This is a genomic window from Kitasatospora sp. NPDC088160, from assembly GCF_044741445.1.
Lineage (GTDB): Bacteria > Actinomycetota > Actinomycetes > Streptomycetales > Streptomycetaceae > Kitasatospora.
Genome location: NZ_JBIUSS010000008.1, coordinates 189,487 through 210,302, shown reverse-complemented (window position 1 = coordinate 210,302; position 20,816 = coordinate 189,487). Strand labels below are relative to the sequence as shown.

The 20,816-nt window shown below is 68.4% G+C and carries 25 protein-coding genes; all 25 read left to right on the top strand.

Going from position 1 to position 20,816, the window contains the following annotated elements; all coding sequences use genetic code 11:
* The first annotated feature begins 23 nt into the window (after nt 1–23).
* The 25 genes from fusA (at nt 24) to ACIOGZ_RS14570 (ending at nt 20,779) form a co-directional block, all read left to right on the top strand.
* Nucleotides 24–2,129 (top strand): elongation factor G, encoded by a 2,106-nt coding sequence (fusA, locus tag ACIOGZ_RS14690; protein ID WP_063348955.1) that lies wholly within the window; start codon nt 24–26, stop codon nt 2,127–2,129.
* Between the two features lie 234 nt (nt 2,130–2,363).
* On the top strand, nt 2,364–3,557 hold the full coding sequence (gene tuf / locus ACIOGZ_RS14685; RefSeq protein WP_031063092.1) for an elongation factor Tu: 1,194 nt from the start codon (nt 2,364–2,366) through the stop codon (nt 3,555–3,557).
* Between the two features lie 175 nt (nt 3,558–3,732).
* Nucleotides 3,733–4,722 (top strand): glycosyltransferase family 2 protein, encoded by a 990-nt coding sequence (locus ACIOGZ_RS14680; RefSeq protein WP_363580094.1) that lies wholly within the window; start codon nt 3,733–3,735, stop codon nt 4,720–4,722.
* Nucleotides 4,719–5,150: a GtrA family protein gene (locus ACIOGZ_RS14675; RefSeq protein WP_363580096.1), complete on the top strand. Its 432-nt coding sequence runs from the start codon at nt 4,719–4,721 to the stop codon at nt 5,148–5,150. Before ACIOGZ_RS14680 ends, ACIOGZ_RS14675 begins: the two co-directional genes overlap by 4 nt.
* 182 nt (nt 5,151–5,332) lie before the next feature.
* Nucleotides 5,333–7,399: a hypothetical protein gene (locus tag ACIOGZ_RS14670; protein WP_363580098.1), complete on the top strand. Its 2,067-nt coding sequence runs from the start codon at nt 5,333–5,335 to the stop codon at nt 7,397–7,399.
* Between the two features lie 124 nt (nt 7,400–7,523).
* The gene (locus ACIOGZ_RS14665) at nt 7,524–8,858 is read left to right on the top strand and encodes a hypothetical protein (RefSeq protein WP_363580100.1); all 1,335 of its coding nucleotides are present in this window, start codon (nt 7,524–7,526) and stop codon (nt 8,856–8,858) included.
* Nucleotides 8,859–8,961: 103 nt separating this feature from the next.
* Nucleotides 8,962–9,651, top strand: a complete 690-nt coding sequence (locus tag ACIOGZ_RS14660; RefSeq protein WP_363580102.1) for a glycosyltransferase family 2 protein — start codon at nt 8,962–8,964, stop codon at nt 9,649–9,651.
* Complete coding sequence (locus ACIOGZ_RS14655; protein ID WP_363580104.1) at nt 9,648–10,025, top strand: DUF2304 domain-containing protein; 378 nt, start codon at nt 9,648–9,650, stop codon at nt 10,023–10,025. Before ACIOGZ_RS14660 ends, ACIOGZ_RS14655 begins: the two co-directional genes overlap by 4 nt.
* 439 nt (nt 10,026–10,464) lie before the next feature.
* Nucleotides 10,465–11,358 carry a glycosyltransferase gene (locus ACIOGZ_RS14650; RefSeq protein ID WP_363580106.1) on the top strand — a complete coding sequence of 298 codons (894 nt, stop codon included), beginning with the start codon at nt 10,465–10,467 and terminating at the stop codon, nt 11,356–11,358.
* A gap of 332 nt (nt 11,359–11,690) precedes the next feature.
* Nucleotides 11,691–13,511 carry a hypothetical protein gene (locus ACIOGZ_RS14645; protein ID WP_363580108.1) on the top strand — a complete coding sequence of 607 codons (1,821 nt, stop codon included), beginning with the start codon at nt 11,691–11,693 and terminating at the stop codon, nt 13,509–13,511.
* Between the two features lie 419 nt (nt 13,512–13,930).
* The gene (gene rpsJ, locus ACIOGZ_RS14640; protein WP_012785157.1) at nt 13,931–14,239 is read left to right on the top strand and encodes a 30S ribosomal protein S10; all 309 of its coding nucleotides are present in this window, start codon (nt 13,931–13,933) and stop codon (nt 14,237–14,239) included.
* A 14-nt stretch (nt 14,240–14,253) separates the two neighbouring features.
* The gene (rplC, locus tag ACIOGZ_RS14635) at nt 14,254–14,901 is read left to right on the top strand and encodes a 50S ribosomal protein L3 (RefSeq protein ID WP_327677876.1); all 648 of its coding nucleotides are present in this window, start codon (nt 14,254–14,256) and stop codon (nt 14,899–14,901) included.
* A gap of 4 nt (nt 14,902–14,905) precedes the next feature.
* Nucleotides 14,906–15,583 carry a 50S ribosomal protein L4 gene (gene rplD, locus ACIOGZ_RS14630; protein WP_350877106.1) on the top strand — a complete coding sequence of 226 codons (678 nt, stop codon included), beginning with the start codon at nt 14,906–14,908 and terminating at the stop codon, nt 15,581–15,583.
* The gene (gene rplW, locus ACIOGZ_RS14625; protein WP_063348967.1) at nt 15,583–15,903 is read left to right on the top strand and encodes a 50S ribosomal protein L23; all 321 of its coding nucleotides are present in this window, start codon (nt 15,583–15,585) and stop codon (nt 15,901–15,903) included. The genes rplD and rplW overlap by 1 nt, the downstream gene beginning before the upstream one ends.
* 43 nt (nt 15,904–15,946) lie before the next feature.
* Complete coding sequence (gene rplB, locus ACIOGZ_RS14620) at nt 15,947–16,783, top strand: 50S ribosomal protein L2 (RefSeq protein ID WP_063348968.1); 837 nt, start codon at nt 15,947–15,949, stop codon at nt 16,781–16,783.
* An 11-nt stretch (nt 16,784–16,794) separates the two neighbouring features.
* Complete coding sequence (gene rpsS / locus ACIOGZ_RS14615; RefSeq protein WP_030055821.1) at nt 16,795–17,076, top strand: 30S ribosomal protein S19; 282 nt, start codon at nt 16,795–16,797, stop codon at nt 17,074–17,076.
* A gap of 50 nt (nt 17,077–17,126) precedes the next feature.
* The gene (gene rplV, locus ACIOGZ_RS14610) at nt 17,127–17,474 is read left to right on the top strand and encodes a 50S ribosomal protein L22 (protein WP_363580111.1); all 348 of its coding nucleotides are present in this window, start codon (nt 17,127–17,129) and stop codon (nt 17,472–17,474) included.
* A complete protein-coding gene (gene rpsC / locus ACIOGZ_RS14605; RefSeq protein ID WP_363580113.1) occupies nt 17,474–18,298 on the top strand; it encodes a 30S ribosomal protein S3 in 825 nt (274 codons plus the stop codon). Before rplV ends, rpsC begins: the two co-directional genes overlap by 1 nt.
* A 5-nt stretch (nt 18,299–18,303) precedes the next feature.
* Nucleotides 18,304–18,723: a 50S ribosomal protein L16 gene (gene rplP, locus ACIOGZ_RS14600; RefSeq protein WP_030055824.1), complete on the top strand. Its 420-nt coding sequence runs from the start codon at nt 18,304–18,306 to the stop codon at nt 18,721–18,723.
* On the top strand, nt 18,723–18,947 hold the full coding sequence (rpmC, locus tag ACIOGZ_RS14595; protein WP_063348970.1) for a 50S ribosomal protein L29: 225 nt from the start codon (nt 18,723–18,725) through the stop codon (nt 18,945–18,947). The genes rplP and rpmC overlap by 1 nt, the downstream gene beginning before the upstream one ends.
* The gene (gene rpsQ / locus ACIOGZ_RS14590) at nt 18,947–19,219 is read left to right on the top strand and encodes a 30S ribosomal protein S17 (RefSeq protein ID WP_030055826.1); all 273 of its coding nucleotides are present in this window, start codon (nt 18,947–18,949) and stop codon (nt 19,217–19,219) included. The genes rpmC and rpsQ overlap by 1 nt, the downstream gene beginning before the upstream one ends.
* A 102-nt stretch (nt 19,220–19,321) precedes the next feature.
* Entirely contained in the window at nt 19,322–19,693 is a 372-nt protein-coding gene (gene rplN, locus ACIOGZ_RS14585) for a 50S ribosomal protein L14 (RefSeq protein WP_030393301.1), read from the top strand.
* 15 nt (nt 19,694–19,708) lie between these two features.
* A complete protein-coding gene (gene rplX, locus ACIOGZ_RS14580; protein WP_030055828.1) occupies nt 19,709–20,020 on the top strand; it encodes a 50S ribosomal protein L24 in 312 nt (103 codons plus the stop codon).
* Nucleotides 20,020–20,589 (top strand): 50S ribosomal protein L5, encoded by a 570-nt coding sequence (gene rplE, locus ACIOGZ_RS14575; RefSeq protein WP_030393302.1) that lies wholly within the window; start codon nt 20,020–20,022, stop codon nt 20,587–20,589. Before rplX ends, rplE begins: the two co-directional genes overlap by 1 nt.
* A 4-nt stretch (nt 20,590–20,593) precedes the next feature.
* Complete coding sequence (locus ACIOGZ_RS14570) at nt 20,594–20,779, top strand: type Z 30S ribosomal protein S14 (RefSeq protein ID WP_030055830.1); 186 nt, start codon at nt 20,594–20,596, stop codon at nt 20,777–20,779.
* Nucleotides 20,780–20,816 lie beyond the last annotated feature (37 nt).

The window sequence follows — 20,816 nt, the reverse complement described above, 5'->3', positions numbered from 1 at the left end:
AGACAGAGAGAGAACGAGCCACCATGGCTGCAACCTCCCTTGACCTCGCCAGGGTCCGCAACATCGGGATCATGGCGCACATCGACGCGGGCAAGACCACCACCACCGAGCGGATCCTGTTCTACACCGGCGTCTCGTACAAGATCGGTGAGGTCCACGATGGCGCTGCCACCATGGACTGGATGGAGCAGGAGCAGGAGCGCGGCATCACGATCACGTCGGCCGCGACGACCTGTCACTGGACGGTCGACGACGTCGACAACACCATCAACATCATCGACACCCCGGGTCACGTCGACTTCACCGTCGAGGTGGAGCGCTCGCTGCGCGTCCTCGACGGTGCCGTGACGGTGTTCGACGGTGTTGCCGGTGTCGAGCCCCAGTCCGAGACCGTGTGGCGGCAGGCTGACCGCTACGGCGTCCCGCGCATCTGCTTCATCAACAAGCTGGACCGCACGGGCGCGAACTTCTTCTTCTGCGTCAAGACCATCGTGGACCGCCTCGGCGCGACCCCGCTGGTCATGCAGCTCCCGATCGGTGCCGAGGCGGACTTCAAGGGCGTTGTCGACCTTGTCCGCATGAAGGCGCTGGTCTGGTCCGCCGAGGCCGCCAAGGGCGAGATGTACGACATCGTCGACATCCCGGCCGAGCTGCAGGAGCAGGCGAACGAGTACCGCGAGATGCTCCTGGACGAGGTGTCGAACGTCAGCGATGACGTGATGATGCTCGCCATGGAGGGCGAGGACGTCCCCGAGGAGCTGCTGTACGAGGCGATCCGCAAGGGCACCCTGGAGTCGGCCTTCACGCCGATCTTCTGCGGTACCGCGTTCAAGAACAAGGGCGTTCAGCCCCTGCTCGACGCGGTCGTCAAGTACCTCCCGTCGCCGCTGGACATCGAGTCGGTTGAGGGCACCAAGCCCAACGACCCGGAGACCAAGATCACCCGCAAGGCCTCGGACGACGAGCCCCTGGCCGCGCTGGCGTTCAAGATCATGTCCGACCCGCACCTGGGCAAGCTCACCTTCGTCCGGATCTACTCCGGCCGCCTGGAGTCCGGCACCTCGGTGCTGAACGCCGTGAAGGGCAAGAAGGAGCGCATCGGCAAGATCTACCGCATGCACGCGAACAAGCGTGAGGAGATCGAGTCGGTGGGCGCCGGCGACATCGTCGCCGTCATGGGCCTGAAGCAGACCACCACCGGTGAGACGCTGTCCGACGAGAAGGCCCCGGTCATCCTGGAGTCCATGGACTTCCCGGCCCCGGTCATCCGCGTCGCGATCGAGCCCAAGTCCAAGGGTGACCAGGAGAAGCTGGGTGTTGCCATCCAGCGTCTCGCCGAGGAGGACCCGTCCTTCCAGGTCAACACGGACGAGGAGACCGGCCAGACCATCATCGCGGGTATGGGCGAGCTGCACCTCGAGGTGCTGGTCGACCGTATGAAGCGTGAGTTCAAGGTCGAGGCCAACGTCGGCAAGCCGCAGGTCGCGTACCGCGAGACGATCCGTCAGGCCGTCGAGCGCATCGACTACACCCACAAGAAGCAGACCGGTGGTTCCGGTCAGTTCGCCAAGGTGCAGATCGCGATCGAGCCGCTCGAGCAGGCCGAGGGCTACGAGTTCGTCAACCAGGTCACCGGTGGCCGCGTGCCGCGGGAGTACATCCCGTCGGTCGACGCCGGTTGCCAGGAGGCCATGGAGTTCGGCATCCTCGCCGGCTACCCGCTGCAGGGTGTCCGCGTGAAGCTGCTCGACGGCCAGGCGCACGACGTCGACTCGTCCGAGCTCGCGTTCAAGATCGCCGGTTCGATGGCGTTCAAGGAAGGCGCGCGGAAGGCCAAGCCGGTCCTCCTCGAGCCGATGATGGCCGTCGAGGTCACCACGCCCGAGGACTACATGGGCGACGTGATCGGCGACATCAACTCTCGCCGTGGCCAGATCCGGTCCATGGACGAGCGTCACGGTGCCCGCGTCGTCACGGCGCTGGTGCCGCTCTCCGAGATGTTCGGCTACGTCGGTGATCTGCGCAGCAAGACCTCTGGTCGCGCGAGCTACTCGATGCAGTTCGACTCGTACGCCGAGGTTCCGAAGGCCGTGGCGGAGGAGATCATCGCCAAGGCCAAGGGCGAGTAAGGACCGGCGCCAGCCGGCTCCCTACGAGGCCGCGGCTGTCCCGATATTCGGGACGATTGCGAACCCTTAGGCTATTAGGGGGCGTCCCGGGAGGATCCGGTCGGATCCTCCCGGGGGGCCTCCGGCCCCCACCCCGCGGGACGGTGCGAGGTGCTTCCGGCACCTCGGGCCAAACCCGATCAAAGACCAACTGACGTCAGCACGGCGTACAGAACTGTCCTCAGGAGGACTGCAGTGGCGAAGGCGAAGTTCGAGCGGACGAAGCCCCACGTCAACATCGGCACCATTGGTCACATTGACCACGGTAAGACGACCCTTACCGCGGCCATCACCAAGGTGCTGCACGACGCGTACCCGGAGATCAACCCCTTCACGCCGTTCGACCAGATCGACAAGGCGCCGGAGGAGCGGCAGCGCGGTATCACCATCTCGATCGCGCACGTCGAGTACCAGACCGAGGCGCGTCACTACGCCCACGTCGACTGCCCGGGTCACGCGGACTACATCAAGAACATGATCACCGGTGCGGCCCAGATGGACGGTGCGATCCTCGTCGTCGCCGCCACCGACGGCCCGATGCCGCAGACCAAGGAGCACGTCCTCCTGGCCCGCCAGGTCGGCGTCCCCTACATCGTCGTCGCCCTGAACAAGGCCGACATGGTGGACGACGAGGAGATCCTGGAGCTCGTCGAGCTCGAGGTCCGCGAGCTCCTCTCGGAGTACGAGTTCCCGGGCGACGACCTGCCGGTCGTCCGCGTCTCCGCGCTGAAGGCGCTGGAGGGCGACAAGGAGTGGGGCGAGAAGCTCCTCGGCCTGATGCACGCCGTCGACGAGAGCATCCCGACCCCGGCCCGCGCCGTGGACCAGCCGTTCCTGATGCCGATCGAGGACGTCTTCACGATCACCGGTCGTGGCACCGTCGTCACCGGTCGTATCGAGCGTGGCATCCTCAAGGTCAACGAGACTGTCGACATCATCGGCATCAAGGAGACCAAGACCACCACCACGGTCACCGGCATCGAGATGTTCCGCAAGCTGCTCGACGAGGGCCAGGCCGGTGAGAACGTCGGTCTGCTGCTCCGTGGCATCAAGCGCGAGGACGTCGAGCGCGGCCAGGTCATCATCAAGCCGGGTTCGGTCACGCCGCACACCGACTTCGAGGCCCAGTCCTACATCCTGTCGAAGGACGAGGGTGGCCGCCACACCCCGTTCTTCAACAACTACCGCCCGCAGTTCTACTTCCGTACCACGGACGTGACCGGCGTCGTGACCCTCCCCGAGGGCACCGAGATGGTCATGCCGGGCGACAACACCGCCATGACGGTCGCGCTGATCCAGCCGATCGCCATGGAGGAGGGCCTGAAGTTCGCCATCCGTGAGGGTGGCCGCACCGTGGGCGCCGGCCAGGTCACCAAGATCATCAAGTAATTGATGTTCTGACCTGTCTGTCCCGTACAGGCGAACCGAAGGGCTCCGCACACCCAGGTGTGCGGAGCCCTTCGGCCTTCATCAGGCCTTCACCGGCTCTCACGGGCTGCTCATGGCCGGCTGTTATTGTCGGGCGACCGTCCAGCCCGCCGTCGCGGAAAGTGGGATCCAACGCATGCCAACGGCACCACTGTTGTCGGTCGTGATGCCGATCTACAACGAGCAGGAGGCGCTCCCGCTGACCGTCGAGCGGCTGCGGCCGATCCTGGACGGGCTCGGGGTCGACTACGAGGTCGTGGGCGTCGACGACGGCAGCACGGACGCCACCCCCGTCGTCCTGCAGAAGGTCCGGCAGGACTGGCCGGAGTTCCGCATCGTCCGCTTCGCCCGCAACTCGGGGCACCAGGCCGCGCTCACCGCCGGCATCCACCGGGCGCGCGGCGACTACGTGGTGAGCATCGACGCGGACCTCCAGGACCCGCCGGAGAAGATCCCGGAGATGCTCGACCTGGCCCGCGAGCAGGGCTTCGACGTCGTCTACGGCGTGCGCGGGGACCGCGCCACCGACACCGCCTTCAAGCGCCGGACGGCCGGCGCCTACTACTGGCTGATGCGCAAGCTGGTCGGCAAGCGGATGCCCAACCAGGCCGGCGACTTCCGCCTGCTCAGCCGCGCGGCCGTGGAGGCCCTCAAGCAGCTGCCCGAGCACCAGCCCGTCTACCGGCTGCTGGTGCCGTGGCTCGGCTTCCCCAGCGGCGAGGTGGTGTACGTCCGGGAGGAGCGGGTGGCCGGCGGCACCCACTACCCGCTGTCCAAGATGGTCCGGCTCGCGCTGGACAGCGTGACCAACTTCTCCGCCGCCCCGCTGCGGCTGGCCACCTGGCTGGGCCTGGTGAGCTTCGTGGTCTGCCTGGCCCTCGCGGTCTACACCACCCTCTCGTACGCGCTCGGTGCGACCGTGCCCGGCTGGTCCTCGCTGTTCATCGGCATGCTCTTCATCGGCGCCGTACAGCTGATCTGCGTCGGACTGCTGGGGGAGTACGTCGGCCGGATCTACTCGGCGGTGCAGGCCCGCCCGACCTACTTCGTCGGCTACGACTCGGCGGACGACGAACTGGCGCAGGACGCCGCGGCGCAGGACGACGCGCGGGGCCCGGGCCGGTGACCGTCACCGAGGGACCGGCGGAGCCCGTCGAGCCGGCCCCGTCGACCCGCCGCCAGCTGCCGTCCTTCCTGGTCATCGGCGTGCTCAGCACCGTCTTCTACCTGGCGCTGTTCGTCGCCGCGCGGTGGTTCACCGACCCGCAGGCGGCGAACCTGATCGCGCTGGCCGTCAGCGCGGTGGCCAACACCGCGGCCAACCGCCGTTTCACCTTCGGGGTCACCGGCTCGCAGGGCATGGTCCGGCACCAGCTCCAGGGCGCGGTGGCCTTCCTGATCGGGCTCGGCCTGAGCGCGGGCGTGCTCGCCCTGCTGGACCAGGTGGCGCCGAACGCCTCCCGGCCGGTGGAGGTCGCCGGACTGGTCGCCGCCAACGGCCTGGCCACGGTGGCCCGGTTCGTGCTGCTGAAGATCTGGGTCTTCCGGGGCTGAACCGGGGCTGAACGGCGGCCGTTCCCACTGGTTCGCGGACCGCCCACCCGGGCCCCTCAGCCCGTCGTGCCGACGGGCCCCTCGGTATGCTGTGGCTCGTAGCCTGCCCGCTGACGGTAGTGGAAGTCCGCACCCGGCCGGGGAGACGGGCGGCAGGGACTTGACCGAAGGGGCACGGCACCGTGTCGACCGTACATTCCTCGCCTGAGCGCGAGCTTCAACGTCCGACCGCACCGCCGGGGCCGCCGCCCGAGTCGACCACCGGTGGACGGTCCAGGCGCAACCCGCTCGTCCTGGCCGGGGGACTGGCCCTGTCCTGGCTGGTGCCGACCGGGCTGGTCGCGCTGGACCTGGGCGTCCTGCTGCTGCCGCTGCTGCTGTTCTCCATAGCCGCCGTGCTCCGGGTCGGCGGCGTGCTGCTCGACCGGCTGTTCGTCGCCGGGCTGGTGCTCGCCGGTTCGGTGCTGACGTTCGGCCTGCTCTTCTCGCTCTGGCCGTGGGGCCTCTCGCCGGTCGCCACCAGCGGCCTGATGTTCAGCGTGGTGACGGTCGCCGCCTGGGCCGCCCGCCGCGGCCCGCGCCTGCCGTTGCGCTTCCGCTGGTCCGACCTGCTGGTCCTGGGCACCGGTTACGGCGTCTGGCACTACCTGTTCCACCCGATCGCGGGAACGTCGGCGGCCGAGCGGGTCGCGTACTTCGCCACGTCGGAGGACCGGCTCGCGCACTTCTCCTTCTTCTCCGGCATCCAGAACGTCGGCGGCTTCAACTTCCTCCACCAGGACGCGGCCCGGTCCTTCCTGATACCGCCGTCCGAGGTGACGTACCCGCAGGGCTCCCACTTCCTGCTGGCCTGGACGGACACCCTCGTCCACTCCGCCGCCGACTCCGGCGACATGCTCTACACCATGAACCGGTACTTCCTGTACCTGCTGGTGGGCTACGCGCTGTTCTGCGCCGCGCTGGTCTGGGCGGCCCGGTGGATCGGCGGGCCGCGGCTGCGCGGCTGGCGCTGCGCGGCGGTGTGCGCGACCGTCGGCGCGATCATGTTCGCGAGCAACTACATGGACCTGATGGTCCACGGCTTCGACTCGACCTTCATCGGGCTGCTGCTGATAGCACTCGCGCTGGCCGTGCTGATCCGGCCGGCGATGGGCACCACCGAGTTCGTGCTGGCCGCGTCGGCCGGTCTGATCACCGTCACCTACGCGTACAACATCTACGGCGCCTTCGTCGGCGTGGCACTGCTGGGCGCACTGGCGGCGCACCGGCGCAAGTTCGCCGGGCGCTGGTGGTGGACCGCCGGCGCGCTGGCGTGCGCGCTGGGCGTGGCCGCGCTGCCGAGCGTCCTGTCCGTGCTGGGCAACCTCGACGTGGCCAGTGCCTCGAACATGAACGGCCCGAGCGTCGGGGCCGACCGCTCCATACTCATCGGCGGCGGGCTGCTCGGCCTGCTGGCCGCGGTCATGCCGCGCAACCGCCGGACCGCCGTCGGCCAGGCGCACCTCGCGGTCCTGCTCGGCACCGGCGGGCTGCTCAGCGCCTTCGCCGCCTACCAGCTGCACACCATCGGCAAGTACTCGTACTACTTCCACAAGATGACGGCCGTGGGCGTCGTGGTCAGCCTGATATCCCTCGGCGCCGTCGGGGTCATGCTGCAGAGCCCGTACCGGGGGACGGGCCGCACGCTGCCGAGCCGCCTCGGCGAGCTGGCGATGTCCGGCCTCGCCGTCGCCGCCGCGCTCAGCCTCTTCGCCAACGTGCAGTGGGGCTTCCTGACCACCAAGGACAACCCGTCCGCCTGGTCCGCCAACCCGCTGGTGGCCTGGGGACGCGGCGAGTTCAAGGGGGACATGGGCCCCAAGGGCGCGCAGGCGCTCGACATCTCGAGCAAGGGCCCGGTGATCGCGCTCTTCGCCAACGACGACTACAAGAACCTCAAGGCCACCTGGCTCGCCTCGCTGCTGAACCGGCGCGGGGGCGACATGACGGCGCTGTACGACATCCACTGGGTGTCCATCGGCGGTCCCCAGGTGAAGGAGGAGGACTACCAGAAGTCTCTGGGCCGCCTCAAGGGAGCCATCGACAAGCTCCCGGCCGCGCCCGTCCCGCCGACCGTCCTGACCGCCGACCCCTCCGTGGGCGACCGGATCAAGCGGGACCTGGCGGCGCAGGGTGTCACGGTGACGGTGCTGAGCGATCCTCAGAACCTTTGGACGGAGCCGTGGTCCCGTACCTTCCCGGGGGTCTGAGGGTGGGGGCCACCGTCATCGGACGTTCACGGCTACCCGCTACTATTCACAGCAATCGCACGGCCGGGCCGGCCTCGTGCGGAGACGTGTGGCAAGGTCGGCCGGTTAATTCGGTGATCATGTGATGAAGAACCCGATCGCCAAGCTGCTCGGGGTGCTACCCCCGGGGGCCCGGCTCGTGGTCGGTGGGACGGTCGTGCTCGGCGCCTCGGCGTACGTCTACATGGCGCTCGTGGGCTACAGCCTGGGCACGGCCGGTGCAGCCAGGGTGACGATGCTCTGGACGATCGTGATGTCCGTCGGGTGGGGTCTGTTCCAGCCCGTCGAACTGGAGCTGACGCGGCTGGTCGCCGCCCGCAAGGTGTCCGGGGCGGGGGCACTGCCCGCGGTACGGCGGATGCTGCTGCTCGCCCTGGCGATCCTGGCCGTGGCCTGCGCGGTGCTGGCCGCCGCCGCCGGCCCGATCGCCGACCAGCTGTTCGGCGGTGACCGGACCCTCGTGGTGGCCCTCGCCGGCGGCATGGCGGGCCTCGCGGTGAGCTCGGTCTCCCGCGGTGCGCTGGCCGGCCTCGGGCTGTTCGGCCCCTACGGCACCCAGCTGGCCGTCGACGGTGCCCTGCGCATCGGGCTGGCCGCGCTGACCGCCGTCCTCGGGCTGCACTCGGCGCTGGCCTTCGGCCTGATCCTGGTGGTCGCCCCGGTCGCCGCCTCGCTGATCGGCCTGCGCGGCATCCTCGCCGACCGCGCCCCCGGGCCGGAGGTGTCCTGGCGCCAGCTCACCAGCGGGCTCGGCCTGCTGATCGGCTCCGTGATGCTCAGCCAGCTGGTGGTGAACGCGACCGTCGTCTGCGTGCGCCTGCTCGCTCCGAAGCACTCCGAGGCGTCCGACGCCCTGGTCTTCGCCCTCGGCCAGGCCGTGGTGATGGCCCGCGTGCCGCTCTTCGCCTACAGCGCCCTCCAGGCCTCCATGGTCTCCGCGCTCTCGGGTGCCACCGCGGCCGGCGACCACGCCGAGTTCCGCAAGGTGCTGACCCGCACCACGGCGATCGTCGCCGCCATGTGCATCGGCGGCGGGCTGCCGGTCATCGCGCTCGGCGCCTGGCTCAACCCGCTGCTCTTCAACGCCAAGGACCTGCTCAACCCGCTGGACTTCACCTGGCTCGTCCTCGGCACCCTCTGCTACGTCCTCGCGACGGTCTTCGGCCAGGCGCTGATGTCGAGCGCCCAGCACCGCCGACAGCTGGTGGGCTGGACGGCCGGTTCCGTAGCATTGGTTGCGGTCGCCCTCTCCCCGGGTGACGTCGGTCTCCGTGCCGAGCTCGCGTACCTGGCCGGCGCGCTGGTCAGCGCCGTCCTGATGCTGTGGGCGCTGTACCGCGCGTTCCCCTCCCGCCCCGCCGCCTCCGGGCACTCCGGGCTGGACAGCAGGAGCGCGGCCGAGCCGCTGCGGACCTCGTGACGGCGGGGGACCGGACTGTGATTGGCCGACGACGCCCGTGATCACCACCGACAGACAGACCGAGGCACGCGACGCCGTGCCGTTCGCCAAGCATGGAGCCCCTGTGTCCGACTATGACAACGTCTGGCTGGTGATCCCGGCCTACAACGAAGGCCAGGTGATCGCCGAGGTCGTGGAGGGGGCACGCAAGACCTTCCCCAACATCGTGGTGATCGACGACGGCTGCACCGACGACACGGCGAAGCACGTCATGACGACCGGCGCCCACCTGGTGCGGCACCCGGTCAACCTGGGCCAGGGCGCAGCGCTGCAGACCGGCCTGAAGTACGCGCTGGGGCAGGAGGGCGCCGAGTACTTCGCCACCTTCGACGCGGACGGCCAGCACCAGACCGCCGACGTGGAGAAGATGGTGGCGCTGCTGCGCCAGGACGAGGCCGACATCGTGCTCGGCTCCCGCTTCATCGAGCAGACCGGCCAGGTGCCGTGGATCAAGCGGGTCGTGCTCCGCACCGCCGCCGCGGTCAGCCCGACCGCCCGCAAGCTCAAGCTCACCGACGCGCACAACGGTCTGCGCGTGATGAACCGGGAGGCGGCCAGCCGCATCCGGATCACCATGAACGGCATGGCCCACGCTTCGGAGATCGTCTCCTTCCTCGCCGGCTCGGACCTCCGGGTTGCAGAGGTGCCGGTGGACATCCTCTACACCGACTACTCGCGCGCCAAGGGCCAGTCCCTGATCAACGGCGTGAACATCCTCTTCGACATCTCGCTGCGGGAGCGTAACCGCCGATGAATCACCTCTGGATCCAGCTGATCCTCGTCCTGGCCGCCGTGGGCATGGCCCTCCTGTTCGTCCGGCGCTGGGACGCCGCGAACACCCGGGCGTGGAAGCGCATCGCCTTCTCGCTCTTCGTCATCGCCAACGTCATCGCGATCCTGTGGCCGGCCGGCGTGACCAAGCTGGCCACCGCACTGGGCGTCGGCCGTGGCACGGACCTGGTGCTCTACCTGATGGTCATCGCCATGGGCTTCCTGACGCTCAACACCTACCTGCGCTTCCGGTCGCTGGAGAAGAAGCTCACCGACCTGGCCCGTACGGTCGCCATCACCGAGGGCGTCCGTCACAACAACGACCGCCTCGACGCTCCGGTCGGCTCCGACCACTGATCGCGCTCCACGCGACAGGGCACAGGGTTTGAGGGCCGGTACCCCCGACGGGGTGCCGGCCCTCAGCCGTGCGTGCGGGTGAGCGCGCCGCCGGAGAGGCCGGCGAACGGTCCCCTTCGACCGTCGGCCACCGGGTCGAACGGTGACGCCCGTTCGTCCGTTGTCAAAGAGGGGGCGCCGATGTGTGCCGTCTTCTTGGGCTCCGGAAAATCCGGACATTACCGAGTTCATTCATCCCCCGGCCGCCCGGTGGACGTATTTCTGTGTGCCAGAATTTCCGATCGGCGGCCTCTGCGCACCCGCTTTCCGCCCCCCGGCGCCGGTGTGGGCCGACCGGCTGACGCACGGGCCCGGCAAAGCTGGTTGACTTGGGGCGCCCCGCTGGCCGCGGCCGGGCGGCACCGAAGCGTGATCCAGGACCAGGAGGTGCGGCGCCGTCATGAGCGTCGATTTCGTCATCCCGTACTACGGCGATCCGGAGTACCTGTTCGCCACCATCGACAGCATCCGGGCCCAGCACCAGCAGGACTGGCGGCTGACCGTCGTGGACGACCAGTACCCGGGCTTCCGGGCGCCCCAGTACATCGAGAGCCTGAACGACGAGCGGATCCGGTACATCCGCAACGCGGAGCGGCTGGGCCCCAACGGCAACACCTACAAGGCCTCCACCCTGGCCGAGCGCGAGTTCGTCTCGATGATGGGCGCCGACGACCTGCTGGAGCCCGACTACCTGGACGTCGTCCTGGAGCGCCTGCGGGCCGACCCGAACGCGATCGCGGTCCAGCCGGGCGTGCGGGTGATGGACAGCGACGGGACCCTGGTGCCCTCGCTCGGCATCGGCGACAAGGTCAAGCGCCGGATCAGCGCGCCGGCCCGCAAGGCCGGGGTGATCAGCGGCGAGGCCGCGGTGAAGAGCCTGCTGTCCGGCAACTGGCTGTACACGCCGTCGCTCACCTACCGCCAGTCCGCGCTGTCGAAGATCCCGTACCGCCCGGACATCGACGCCATCCACGACCTGGCGTTCATGGTCGACATGCTGATGGAGGGCGGCAACCTGCTGGTCGACGAGCGCGAGGTGTTCCGCTACCGGCGCCACCAGGCCAGCGACTCCTCGAACCGGGTCAAGGACGGCAAGCGCTTCGACGAGGAGCTGCGGTACTACTCGCTGATCTCCAAGGAGCTGCGCGCCAAGGGCTGGACCAACGCCGCGCGCTCGGCCGACCTGCACCTCTCGTCCCGCCTGCACGCCCTGATGGTCGCCGCCGGCCGGCTCGGCGCGGGTGACTTCTCCCACGCCGGCGCCATGGTCGGCCGCGCGGTCCGCAGCAGCTGACCGGAGCGTGTCCGAGGGCGGTGCCGACAGCCGGCCGGAGGCCCCCGGGTCACGGCGCCCCGAGCCGCCCGGCCGAATTCGACGGGGCGGGAGTAAGCGCTTCGGCCGGCCGCTGGGCTCTAGGTGGGTGAGGGGGTGCTCATGGGGAGCACCGACGACCGACCGGGCGGATCCTGCTGAACCACCACGCCCAAGCCCCGATACGGCCGGCACGGGGTCCTTGCCCGAGGCTTCGGCTTCTGGTAAGCGCCCTATGATGGCCGCTGATCGCCGGTCCACTGAGCCATCCTTCGCCACTCATCGGACGTGGCCACTGCACGGAAGTGACTGACATGACTGATCTGGCCACCAGCCCGGTCGGCGGCTCCAGCAAGGAGTCGCTCGAACCGGAGGGCGCGATCGCGCCCCGCCCCGGACGGCTCGACGGCCTGCTGGAGCGCCCCTGGGCGGTCCGCTCGGCCGAGGCCCTGGTCTCGATCGTGGCGGCGTTCGGCTTCGCGCTGCTCTGCACCCGCATCGACGTCAACCCGCTGAACCGGGTGGGCCAGGTCAGCGGTCTGGCCATGCTCCAGAAGTACGCCGCCATCGTGGGCCTGCCCATCCTGGCGGTGCTGCTGTACGCCGCCTACCGGGGCAGCCTGGCCCGGTACCAGCTGGCCCAGCGACTGGTCTGCGCGGCCGTCGCCGGACTGGCCACCGGTGCGGTCGCGGGCGGGATCGCGGTGGCGCTGAACGGTACCCAGTGGGGCCTCGGCGGTCAGGAGGGCGACCCGGGCAACCTCATGGGCATGGCCAACGACATGCTGCGGGGCAAGGGCCTGCCCGGCGTCTACCCGCCCGGCTTCCCGGCGCTGCTGGCGGTCTGGTCGAAGCTGTTCTACGGCGGCGTCGGCGGCGTCGGCTACGCCATGAAGGACGTCCAGCTGATCTGCAGCGCACTGGTCGGCCCGATGGCGTACCTCTCCTGGCGGCTGATGCTGCGGCCGGTCTGGGCGCTGCTGATCGCCGTCCCGTCGGCGATCCTCTTCCTCGACCCGATCCGGCCGTACAGCCACGTCACGATGCTGGTCATGGTGCCGATGCTGGCCGCCGCCCTGCGGGAGCTCCGCCGGTCGCACGAGCTGTCCACCCGGTCCACGGTGCTGCGCGGCCTCGGCTTCGGCGTCTCGTTCGGCCTGATGTTCCTCTGGTACTCGGGCTGGTTCATCTGGGCCGCGCCCGGCGTCCTCGTCCTGACGCTGTTCGTCGTCCCGTGGCGCCAGGGCGCCGCCCGGATCAAGCGGGCGCTGCTGTTCCTCGGCGTGACGCTGGTGAGCGCCGGCGTGGTCGGCTCGCCGCTGCTGTACGAGCTGGTGCGGCTGGGCGCCCAGGCCAAGGACCGGTACGCGTACCTCTCGGTGTACATCGACCCGGCGTACATCATGAGCTGGGCCTCGGACCGCAACGGCGACCTGAACTACCACGACTTCCCGTGGCGCGGTGAGCTCGCCGGGCAGAGCGCCTACACCCTGCTGCTGCTCGCCGGGGTCGCGCTGGCGCTGGGCCTCGGGCTGCGCAGCATCGCCGTCCGGACCGTGACGGCCACCCTGATCAGCGCCTGGCTGCTGCGCTTCTGGTTCGCCTCCCAGATGGCCCAGACGAAGTCCATCCAGCTGTACCCGCGGACGACCTGGATCATCCTCTACGCGTTGATGATCCTCGCGGTGCTCGGCCTGATGTTCCTCGTCCAGCGGGGCACCGGTTGGCTGCGCACGGTGCAGCGGGTCGGCACCGACGGGCGGCCGGCGCCGCTGACCCTGCGGCCCGCGGTCACCGGCCGGCTGGTCGCCGGCGCGGTCTGCGCGGTGGCGCTGTTCGCCACCATGGCGGCCTCCTGGTCGGCGGACCGCTACATGCCGACCACCAGGCCCGAGTTCGTGCCGGTCGCCGGGGCCAAGGGCATCGACATGGGCGCGGACGCCTGGCGCGCGCACATCCTGGTGAACCGCGACGGCAAGTGCCCGAAGTACGACCCGGCCGGGCCGACCGACTGCGCGCCGGTGAACAAGGAGCTCAAGGAGTACAACAACGAGCCCGACAAGGGTCAGCTGTGGTGCGCCAACGTGACCGGTGACGAGTGGGCGCTGACCTGCGGGAGCAAGCGACCCTGGTGACGCGGGTCCGCGGCGGTGAGCGCCGCGGTTGGGGACGGTCACCCGATCGGGGCCGGTGAGGGCGACCTCACCGGCCCCGATTGGCATCCGGGCTGCTCCATGTGGCAGTATGTCCAAGTTGCTCGGTTGAGTTGCCGATGCTGCGCGCCTCCCGCCGGGAGGACTGGAAGCGAGTCCCAGGTATTCGTCGTTCCCGTGATGGCCGTTAAGCGTGAAGTCGACGCCACGGCAGCTGCGGGGCGAAAGTACGGGAATCTTCCGGGAAGCGTATGCGGGGCCTCGACCCGGCCCCCCACCCCGAAATCTTGAAACCGACGAGTTGTTCGCCGGTTTTTTGCAAGCGCGAGTGCGACACGCCCGAGCGCGGGGGTCGGAGGGTGGTCGTGCAGTGACTAAGGACAAAGGACTACTGAGTAGCCATGGCGGGACAGAAGATCCGCATCCGGCTCAAGGCCTACGACCACGAGGTCATCGATTCCTCGGCGAAGAAGATCGTCGAGACGGTGATCCGTACTGGTGCGCAGGTCGCAGGCCCGGTGCCGCTGCCCACTGAGAAGAACGTGTACTGCGTCATCCGCTCGCCGCACAAGTACAAGGACTCGCGCGAGCACTTCGAGATGCGTACTCACAAGCGTCTGATCGACATCCTCGACCCCACGCCGAAGACGGTTGACTCGCTCATGCGTCTCGACCTGCCGGCTGGCGTCGACATCGAGATCAAGCTCTGAGAGGCGCACCGAAGATGGCTAAGCAGATTAAGGGCATCCTGGGCGAGAAGCTCGGCATGACCCAGGTCTGGGACGAGAACAACCGGATCGTTCCGGTGACCGTCGTCAAGGCTGGGCCCAATGTCGTGACCCAGGTCCACACCGCTGACAGTCCGGCCGGCTACGACGCCGTCCAGATCGGCTTCGGCGAGATCGACCCCCGCAAGGTGAACAAGCCCCTCGCGGGCCACTTCGCCAAGGCCGGTGTCACCCCGCGCCGCCACCTGGTCGAGCTCCGTACCACGGACGCGTCCGAGTACACCCTCGGCCAGGAGATCACCGCGGAGCTGTTCGAGGCGGGTGTCAAGGTCGACGTGACCGGCACCTCCAAGGGCAAGGGCTTCGCCGGTGTCATGAAGCGCCACAACTTCCGGGGCCTCGGCGCCGGTCACGGTGTGCAGCGCAAGCACCGCTCGCCCGGCTCGATCGGTGGCTGCGCCACCCCGGGTCGCGTGTTCAAGGGCGTGAGGATGGCCGGCCGGATGGGCCACGAGCGTGTGACCACCCAGAACCTGACCATCCATGCCGTTGACGCGGAGAAGGGGCTGCTCCTGATCAAGGGCGCAATCCCGGGCCCGAACGGCGGCCTCGTCCTCGTCCGCACTGCGGCGAAGGGGCTGTGAGGATATGAGCACCATTGACATCCTGTCGCCCTCGGGCGACAAGACCGGCAGCCTCGAGCTGCCGGCCGAGATCTTCGACGCGAAGGTCAGCGTTCCGCTGATGCACCAGGTCGTCGTGGCGCAGCTCGCTGCGGCCCGTCAGGGCACCCACAAGACCAAGACTCGCGCCGAGGTCCGCGGTGGCGGCAAGAAGCCGTACCGCCAGAAGGGCACCGGCCGCGCCCGTCAGGGCTCGACCCGCGCCCCGCAGTTCGCCGGCGGTGGCGTCGTGCACGGTCCCGTGCCGCGCGACTACTCGCAGCGGACCCCGAAGAAGATGATCGCCGCCGCCCTGCGCGGTGCGCTCACCGACCGGGCCCGCCACAACCGCATCCACGTCGTCACCGACGTGATCGCGGCCGAGGCGCCGTCGACCAAGGCCGCCAAGGGTCTGTTCGGCAAGATCACCGAGCGCAAGAACATCCTCCTCGTCGTCGAGCGTGCCGACGAGCTGGGTCTGAAGAGCGCCCGCAACCTGCCGCACGTGCACATCCTGGACGCCGGTCAGCTGAACACCTACGACGTGCTCGTCTCCGACGATGTGGTCTTCACCCAGGCCGCCTTCGAGCGTTTCGTGGCGGGTCCCGCCGCGTCCGCCAAGGCCGTGGCTGCTGAGGGCGAGCTCGAAGGGAGCGCCGCCTGATGGCTGCAGAGATCACGAGCAAGACGTTCACGGACCCCCGTGACGTCCTGGTGAAGCCGGTCATCTCGGAGAAGAGCTACTCGCTCCTCGACGAGAACAAGTACACGTTCGTCGTGTCGCCCGGTGCCAACAAGACCCAGATCAAGCAGGCCGTCGAGGCGGTCTTCTCGGTCAAGGTCGAGTCCGTCAACACGCTCAACCGTCAGGGCAAGCGCAAGCGCTCCAAGACGGGCTTTGGCAAGCGCAAGGACACCAAGCGCGCCATCGTGACGCTGGCTGAGGGCAACCGCATCGACATCTTCGGTGGTCCGGTCTCCTAACGGAGATCGTGATCGTCGATAAGGACGAGGACGAGAGAGCCAAATGGGCATCCGCAAGTACAAGCCGACTACGCCGGGCCGTCGTGGCTCCAGCGTGGCCGACTTCGTAGAGATCACGCGGTCCACGCCGGAGAAGTCGCTGGTTCGCCCCCTGCACAGCAAGGGCGGCCGTAACAACGCCGGTCGGATCACCGTTCGCCACCAGGGTGGCGGTCACAAGCGCGCCTACCGCGTGATCGACTTCCGTCGTCACGACAAGGACGGCGTGCCGGCCAAGGTCGCGCACATCGAGTACGACCCGAACCGCACCGCGCGCATCGCGCTCCTGCACTACGCGGACGGCGAGAAGCGCTACATCATCGCGCCGCGCGGTATCGCGCAGGGTGACCGGATCGAGAACGGCGCTGGCGCCGACATCAAGCCGGGCAACAACCTGCCGCTTCGCAACATCCCGGTCGGTACCACCATCCACGCGGTGGAGCTGCGTCCCGGTGGCGGCGCCAAGATGGCCCGCTCCGCCGGTGCCGGCATCCAGCTGCTGGCGCGTGAGGGCAAGATGGCGCACCTGCGCATGCCCTCCGGTGAGATCCGCCTGGTGGACGCGCGCTGCCGCGCCACCGTCGGTGAGGTCGGCAACGCCGAGCAGTCGAACATCAACTGGGGCAAGGCCGGCCGCATGCGCTGGAAGGGCGTCCGCCCGACCGTGCGTGGTGTCGCCATGAACCCGATCGACCACCCGCACGGTGGTGGTGAGGGTAAGACCTCTGGTGGCCGCCACCCGGTCTCGCCGTGGGGCCAGAAGGAGGGTCGCACTCGTAGCCCGAAGAAGGCTTCGAACGCCCTCATCGTGCGCCGCCGCAAGACCAACAAGAAGCGCTAGGAGCAGGTCAGATGCCGCGCAGTCTCAAGAAGGGCCCCTTCATCGACGGCCACCTTCTCAAGAAGGTGGACGCGCAGAACGAGGCGGGTACCCAGAACGTCATCAAGACCTGGTCCCGTCGCTCCGTGATCTTCCCGGCCATGCTCGGCCACACGATCGCGGTGCACGATGGCCGTAAGCACGTCCCGGTGTTCGTCACCGAGTCGATGGTCGGCCACAAGCTCGGCGAGTTCGCGCCGACGCGTACCTTCCGCGGTCACGTCAAGGACGACCGCAAGTCGAAGCGTCGCTAGTCGCCAGCGAGATTACCGACTCAATGACTTACACCAGCAAGGGGACAACCATGGAAGCCAGGGCCCAGGCGCGGTACATCCGCGTCACGCCCATGAAGGCCCGCCGCGTGGTGGACCTCATCCGTGGCCTGCCGGCCACGGAGGCCCAGGCCGTCCTGCGTTTCGCTCCGCAGGCCGCCACCGTGCCCGTCGGCAAGGTGCTCGACAGCGCCATTGCCAACGCCGCGCACAACTACAACCACTCCAACGTGGACGACCTCGTCATCAGCGAGGCGTATGTTGACGAGGGCCCGACCCTGAAGCGGTTCCGTCCGCGTGCGCAGGGTCGTGCCTTCCGGATCCGCAAGCGGACCAGCCACATCACCGTGGTCGTCAGCAGCAAGGAAGGGACCCGGTAATGGGCCAGAAGGTTAACCCGCACGGGTTCCGCCTTGGCATCAGCACGGACTTCAAGTCCCGCTGGTACGCCGACAAGCTGTACAAGGACTACGTCAAGGAAGACGTCGCCATTCGTCGCATGATGACGAAGGGCATGGAGCGCGCCGGCATCTCCAAGGTCGAGATCGAGCGCACCCGCGACCGCGTCCGCGTTGACATCCACACCGCTCGCCCCGGCATCGTCATCGGCCGCCGTGGCACCGAGGCCGACCGCATCCGCGGCGACCTCGAGAAGCTGACCGGCAAGCAGGTCCAGCTGAACATCCTCGAGGTCAAGAACCCCGAGCTGGACGCCCAGCTCGTGGCTCAGGGCGTCGCGGAGCAGCTGTCCTCCCGCGTCTCCTTCCGTCGTGCCATGCGCAAGTCGATGCAGGGCACCATGAAGTCCGGCGCCAAGGGCATCAAGGTCCAGTGCTCCGGTCGTCTCGGCGGCGCCGAGATGAGCCGTTCGGAGTTCTACCGCGAGGGCCGTGTGCCGCTGCACACCCTGCGCGCGAACGTCGACTACGGCTTCTTCGAGGCCAAGACGACCTTCGGCCGCATCGGTGTGAAGGTCTGGATCTACAAGGGCGACGTCAAGAACATCGCCGAGGTCCGCGCTGAGAACGCCGCTGCCCGCTCGGGCAACCGCCCGGCCCGTCCCGAGGGTGGTCGTCCCGCCCGCGGTGGCGAGCGCCGTGGTGGCGAGCGCGGTGGCCGTGGCCGTCGCCCCGCCGCTGCCGAGGCCTCCGCGGCCCCGGCCGCCGAGGCTCCGGCTGCCGAGAACACCGGAACGGAGGCCTGACTCCAATGCTGATCCCCCGTCGGGTCAAGCACCGCAAGCAGCACCACCCCAAGCGCCGTGGCGCTGCCAAGGGTGGCACCGAGCTCGCCTTCGGCGAGTACGGCATCCAGGCCGTCACCCCGGCCTACGTGACGAACCGGCAGATCGAGTCCGCTCGTATCGCCGTCACCCGTCACATCAAGCGTGGCGGCAAGGTCTGGATCAACATCTACCCGGACCGTCCGCTCACCAAGAAGCCGGCCGAGACCCGCATGGGTTCCGGTAAGGGTTCGCCCGAGTGGTGGATCGCGAACGTGCACCCGGGTCGGGTCATGTTCGAGCTGTCGTACCCCAACGAGAAGGTGGCTCGTGAGGCGCTGACCCGCGCTGCTCACAAGCTCCCGATGAAGTGCCGGATCATCCGGCGCGAGGCAGGTGAGAGCTGATGTCGGCCGGCACCAAGGCTGCTGACCTCCGCGAGCTGGACAACGAGGGTCTCGTTGCCAAGCTCCGTGAGGCCAAGGAGGAGCTGTTCAACCTCCGCTTCCAGGCGGCGACCGGGCAGCTCGACAACCACGGACGGCTCAAGCTCGTCCGTAAGGACATCGCGCGGATCTACACCCTGATGCGCGAGCGCGAGCTGGGCATCGAGACGGTGGAGAACGCCTGATGACTGAGAACACCAACGAGACGCGCGGTTTCCGCAAGACCCGTGAGGGTCTCGTCGTCAGCGACAAGATGGACAAGACCGTCGTCGTCGCCGTCGAGGACCGCGTCAAGCACGCTCTGTACGGCAAGGTCATCCGCCGTACGAACAAGCTGAAGGCGCACGACGAGGCGAACGCCTGCGGCATCGGCGACCGGGTCCTCCTGGCGGAGACCCGCCCGCTGTCCGCGACGAAGCGCTGGCGCGTCGTCGAGATCCTCGAGAAGGCCAAGTAACGAAGTTGATGCGGTACGGCCGTATGTGCACCAGGCCCCTCGTGGGCGCTGGTGTGAGCAGCGGCCGGCCCGTCAGCTCTCGTTGACGATCAGGAGAAAGCTGTGATCCAGCAGGAGTCGCGACTGCGTGTCGCCGACAACACGGGCGCGAAGGAAATCCTTTGCATCCGCGTTCTCGGTGGCTCCGGTCGTCGCTACGCCGGCATCGGGGACGTCATCGTCGCGACCGTCAAGGACGCGATCCCCGGCGGTTCGGTGAAGAAGGGTGACGTCGTCAAGTGCGTCGTCGTCCGTACCGTGAAGTCGCGTCGTCGTCCGGATGGCTCGTACATCCGCTTCGACGAGAACGCCGCGGTCGTTCTGAAGAACACCGATGGTGACCCCCGTGGTACCCGCATCTTCGGCCCGGTGGGCCGCGAGCTGCGTGACAAGAAGTTCATGAAGATCATCTCGCTTGCGCCGGAGGTGCTCTAACTCATGGCGAACAGCATGAAGATCAAGAAGGGTGACCTGGTTCAGGTCATCACCGGCAAGGACCGCGGCAAGCAGGGCAAGGTCATCCAGGCCATGCCCGCCGAGAACAAGGTCCTGGTCGAGGGTGTGAACCGGGTCAAGAAGCACACCAAGCCGGGCCCGGGCACTCAGGGTGGCATCGTCACCGTCGAGGCCCCGGTGCACGTCTCCAACGTCCAGCTGGTCGTGGAGAAGGACGGCAAGAAGGTCGTCACCCGCGTTGGCTACCGCTTCGATGACGAGGGCAACAAGATCCGCGTTGCCAAGCGAACCGGTGAGGACATCTGATGTCTGAGACGACTGTTGAGAAGGTGACCCCCCGTCTCAAGGAGCGTTACAACTCCGAGATCAAGGGTCAGCTGCAGGAGCAGTTCTCGTACGAGAACGTCATGCTGACGCCCGGCCTGGTCAAGGTCGTCGTCAACATGGGTGTCGGCGAGGCCGCCCGTGACAGCAAGCTGATCGAGGGCGCGATCCGCGACCTCACCGCCATCACCGGTCAGAAGCCGGCGGTGACGAAGGCTCGCAAGTCCATCGCGCAGTTCAAGCTGCGTGAGGGCCAGCCGATCGGCACCCACGTCACCCTCCGTGGTGACCGCATGTGGGAGTTCCTGGACCGTCTGGTGTCGCTGGCCCTGCCGCGTATCCGTGACTTCCGTGGCCTCTCCCCGAAGCAGTTCGACGGCCGTGGCAACTACACCTTCGGTCTGACCGAGCAGGTCATGTTCCACGAGATCGACCAGGACAAGGTCGACCGTCAGCGCGGTATGGACATCACCGTCGTGACCACCGCCCAGACCGACGACGAGGGCCGGGCGCTCCTGCGCGCTCTGGGCTTCCCGTTCAAGGAGGCGTAACCACATGGCGAAGAAGTCCCTCATCGCGAAGTCCGAGCGCAAGCCGAAGTTCGGCGTCCGGGCCTACACCCGGTGCCAGCGCTGCGGCCGTCCGCACTCGGTGTACCGCAAGTTCGGCCTCTGCCGTGTCTGCCTTCGTGAGATGGCGCACCGCGGCGAGCTGCCGGGCGTGACCAAGAGCTCCTGGTAACCAGGACCTCGCGGTAACGCCATAGCGAAGCAGGTGT

What these genes read in the sequence shown, in the direction of transcription:
- fusA (WP_063348955.1), top strand. Translation starts at nt 24, where the DNA reads ATGGCTGCAACCTCCCTTGACCTCGCCAGGGTCCGCAACATCGGGATC.
- ACIOGZ_RS14680 (WP_363580094.1), top strand. Translation starts at nt 3,733, where the DNA reads ATGCCAACGGCACCACTGTTGTCGGTCGTGATGCCGATCTACAACGAG.
- ACIOGZ_RS14665 (WP_363580100.1), top strand. Translation starts at nt 7,524, where the DNA reads ATGAAGAACCCGATCGCCAAGCTGCTCGGGGTGCTACCCCCGGGGGCC.
- ACIOGZ_RS14655 (WP_363580104.1), top strand. Translation starts at nt 9,648, where the DNA reads ATGAATCACCTCTGGATCCAGCTGATCCTCGTCCTGGCCGCCGTGGGC.
- ACIOGZ_RS14650 (WP_363580106.1), top strand. Translation starts at nt 10,465, where the DNA reads ATGAGCGTCGATTTCGTCATCCCGTACTACGGCGATCCGGAGTACCTG.
- ACIOGZ_RS14645 (WP_363580108.1), top strand. Translation starts at nt 11,691, where the DNA reads ATGACTGATCTGGCCACCAGCCCGGTCGGCGGCTCCAGCAAGGAGTCG.
- rpsJ (WP_012785157.1), top strand. Translation starts at nt 13,931, where the DNA reads ATGGCGGGACAGAAGATCCGCATCCGGCTCAAGGCCTACGACCACGAG.
- rplC (WP_327677876.1), top strand. Translation starts at nt 14,254, where the DNA reads ATGGCTAAGCAGATTAAGGGCATCCTGGGCGAGAAGCTCGGCATGACC.
- rplD (WP_350877106.1), top strand. Translation starts at nt 14,906, where the DNA reads ATGAGCACCATTGACATCCTGTCGCCCTCGGGCGACAAGACCGGCAGC.
- rplW (WP_063348967.1), top strand. Translation starts at nt 15,583, where the DNA reads ATGGCTGCAGAGATCACGAGCAAGACGTTCACGGACCCCCGTGACGTC.
- rplB (WP_063348968.1), top strand. Translation starts at nt 15,947, where the DNA reads ATGGGCATCCGCAAGTACAAGCCGACTACGCCGGGCCGTCGTGGCTCC.
- rpsS (WP_030055821.1), top strand. Translation starts at nt 16,795, where the DNA reads ATGCCGCGCAGTCTCAAGAAGGGCCCCTTCATCGACGGCCACCTTCTC.
- rplV (WP_363580111.1), top strand. Translation starts at nt 17,127, where the DNA reads ATGGAAGCCAGGGCCCAGGCGCGGTACATCCGCGTCACGCCCATGAAG.
- rpsC (WP_363580113.1), top strand. Translation starts at nt 17,474, where the DNA reads ATGGGCCAGAAGGTTAACCCGCACGGGTTCCGCCTTGGCATCAGCACG.
- rplP (WP_030055824.1), top strand. Translation starts at nt 18,304, where the DNA reads ATGCTGATCCCCCGTCGGGTCAAGCACCGCAAGCAGCACCACCCCAAG.
- rpmC (WP_063348970.1), top strand. Translation starts at nt 18,723, where the DNA reads ATGTCGGCCGGCACCAAGGCTGCTGACCTCCGCGAGCTGGACAACGAG.
- rpsQ (WP_030055826.1), top strand. Translation starts at nt 18,947, where the DNA reads ATGACTGAGAACACCAACGAGACGCGCGGTTTCCGCAAGACCCGTGAG.
- rplX (WP_030055828.1), top strand. Translation starts at nt 19,709, where the DNA reads ATGAAGATCAAGAAGGGTGACCTGGTTCAGGTCATCACCGGCAAGGAC.
- rplE (WP_030393302.1), top strand. Translation starts at nt 20,020, where the DNA reads ATGTCTGAGACGACTGTTGAGAAGGTGACCCCCCGTCTCAAGGAGCGT.
- ACIOGZ_RS14570 (WP_030055830.1), top strand. Translation starts at nt 20,594, where the DNA reads ATGGCGAAGAAGTCCCTCATCGCGAAGTCCGAGCGCAAGCCGAAGTTC.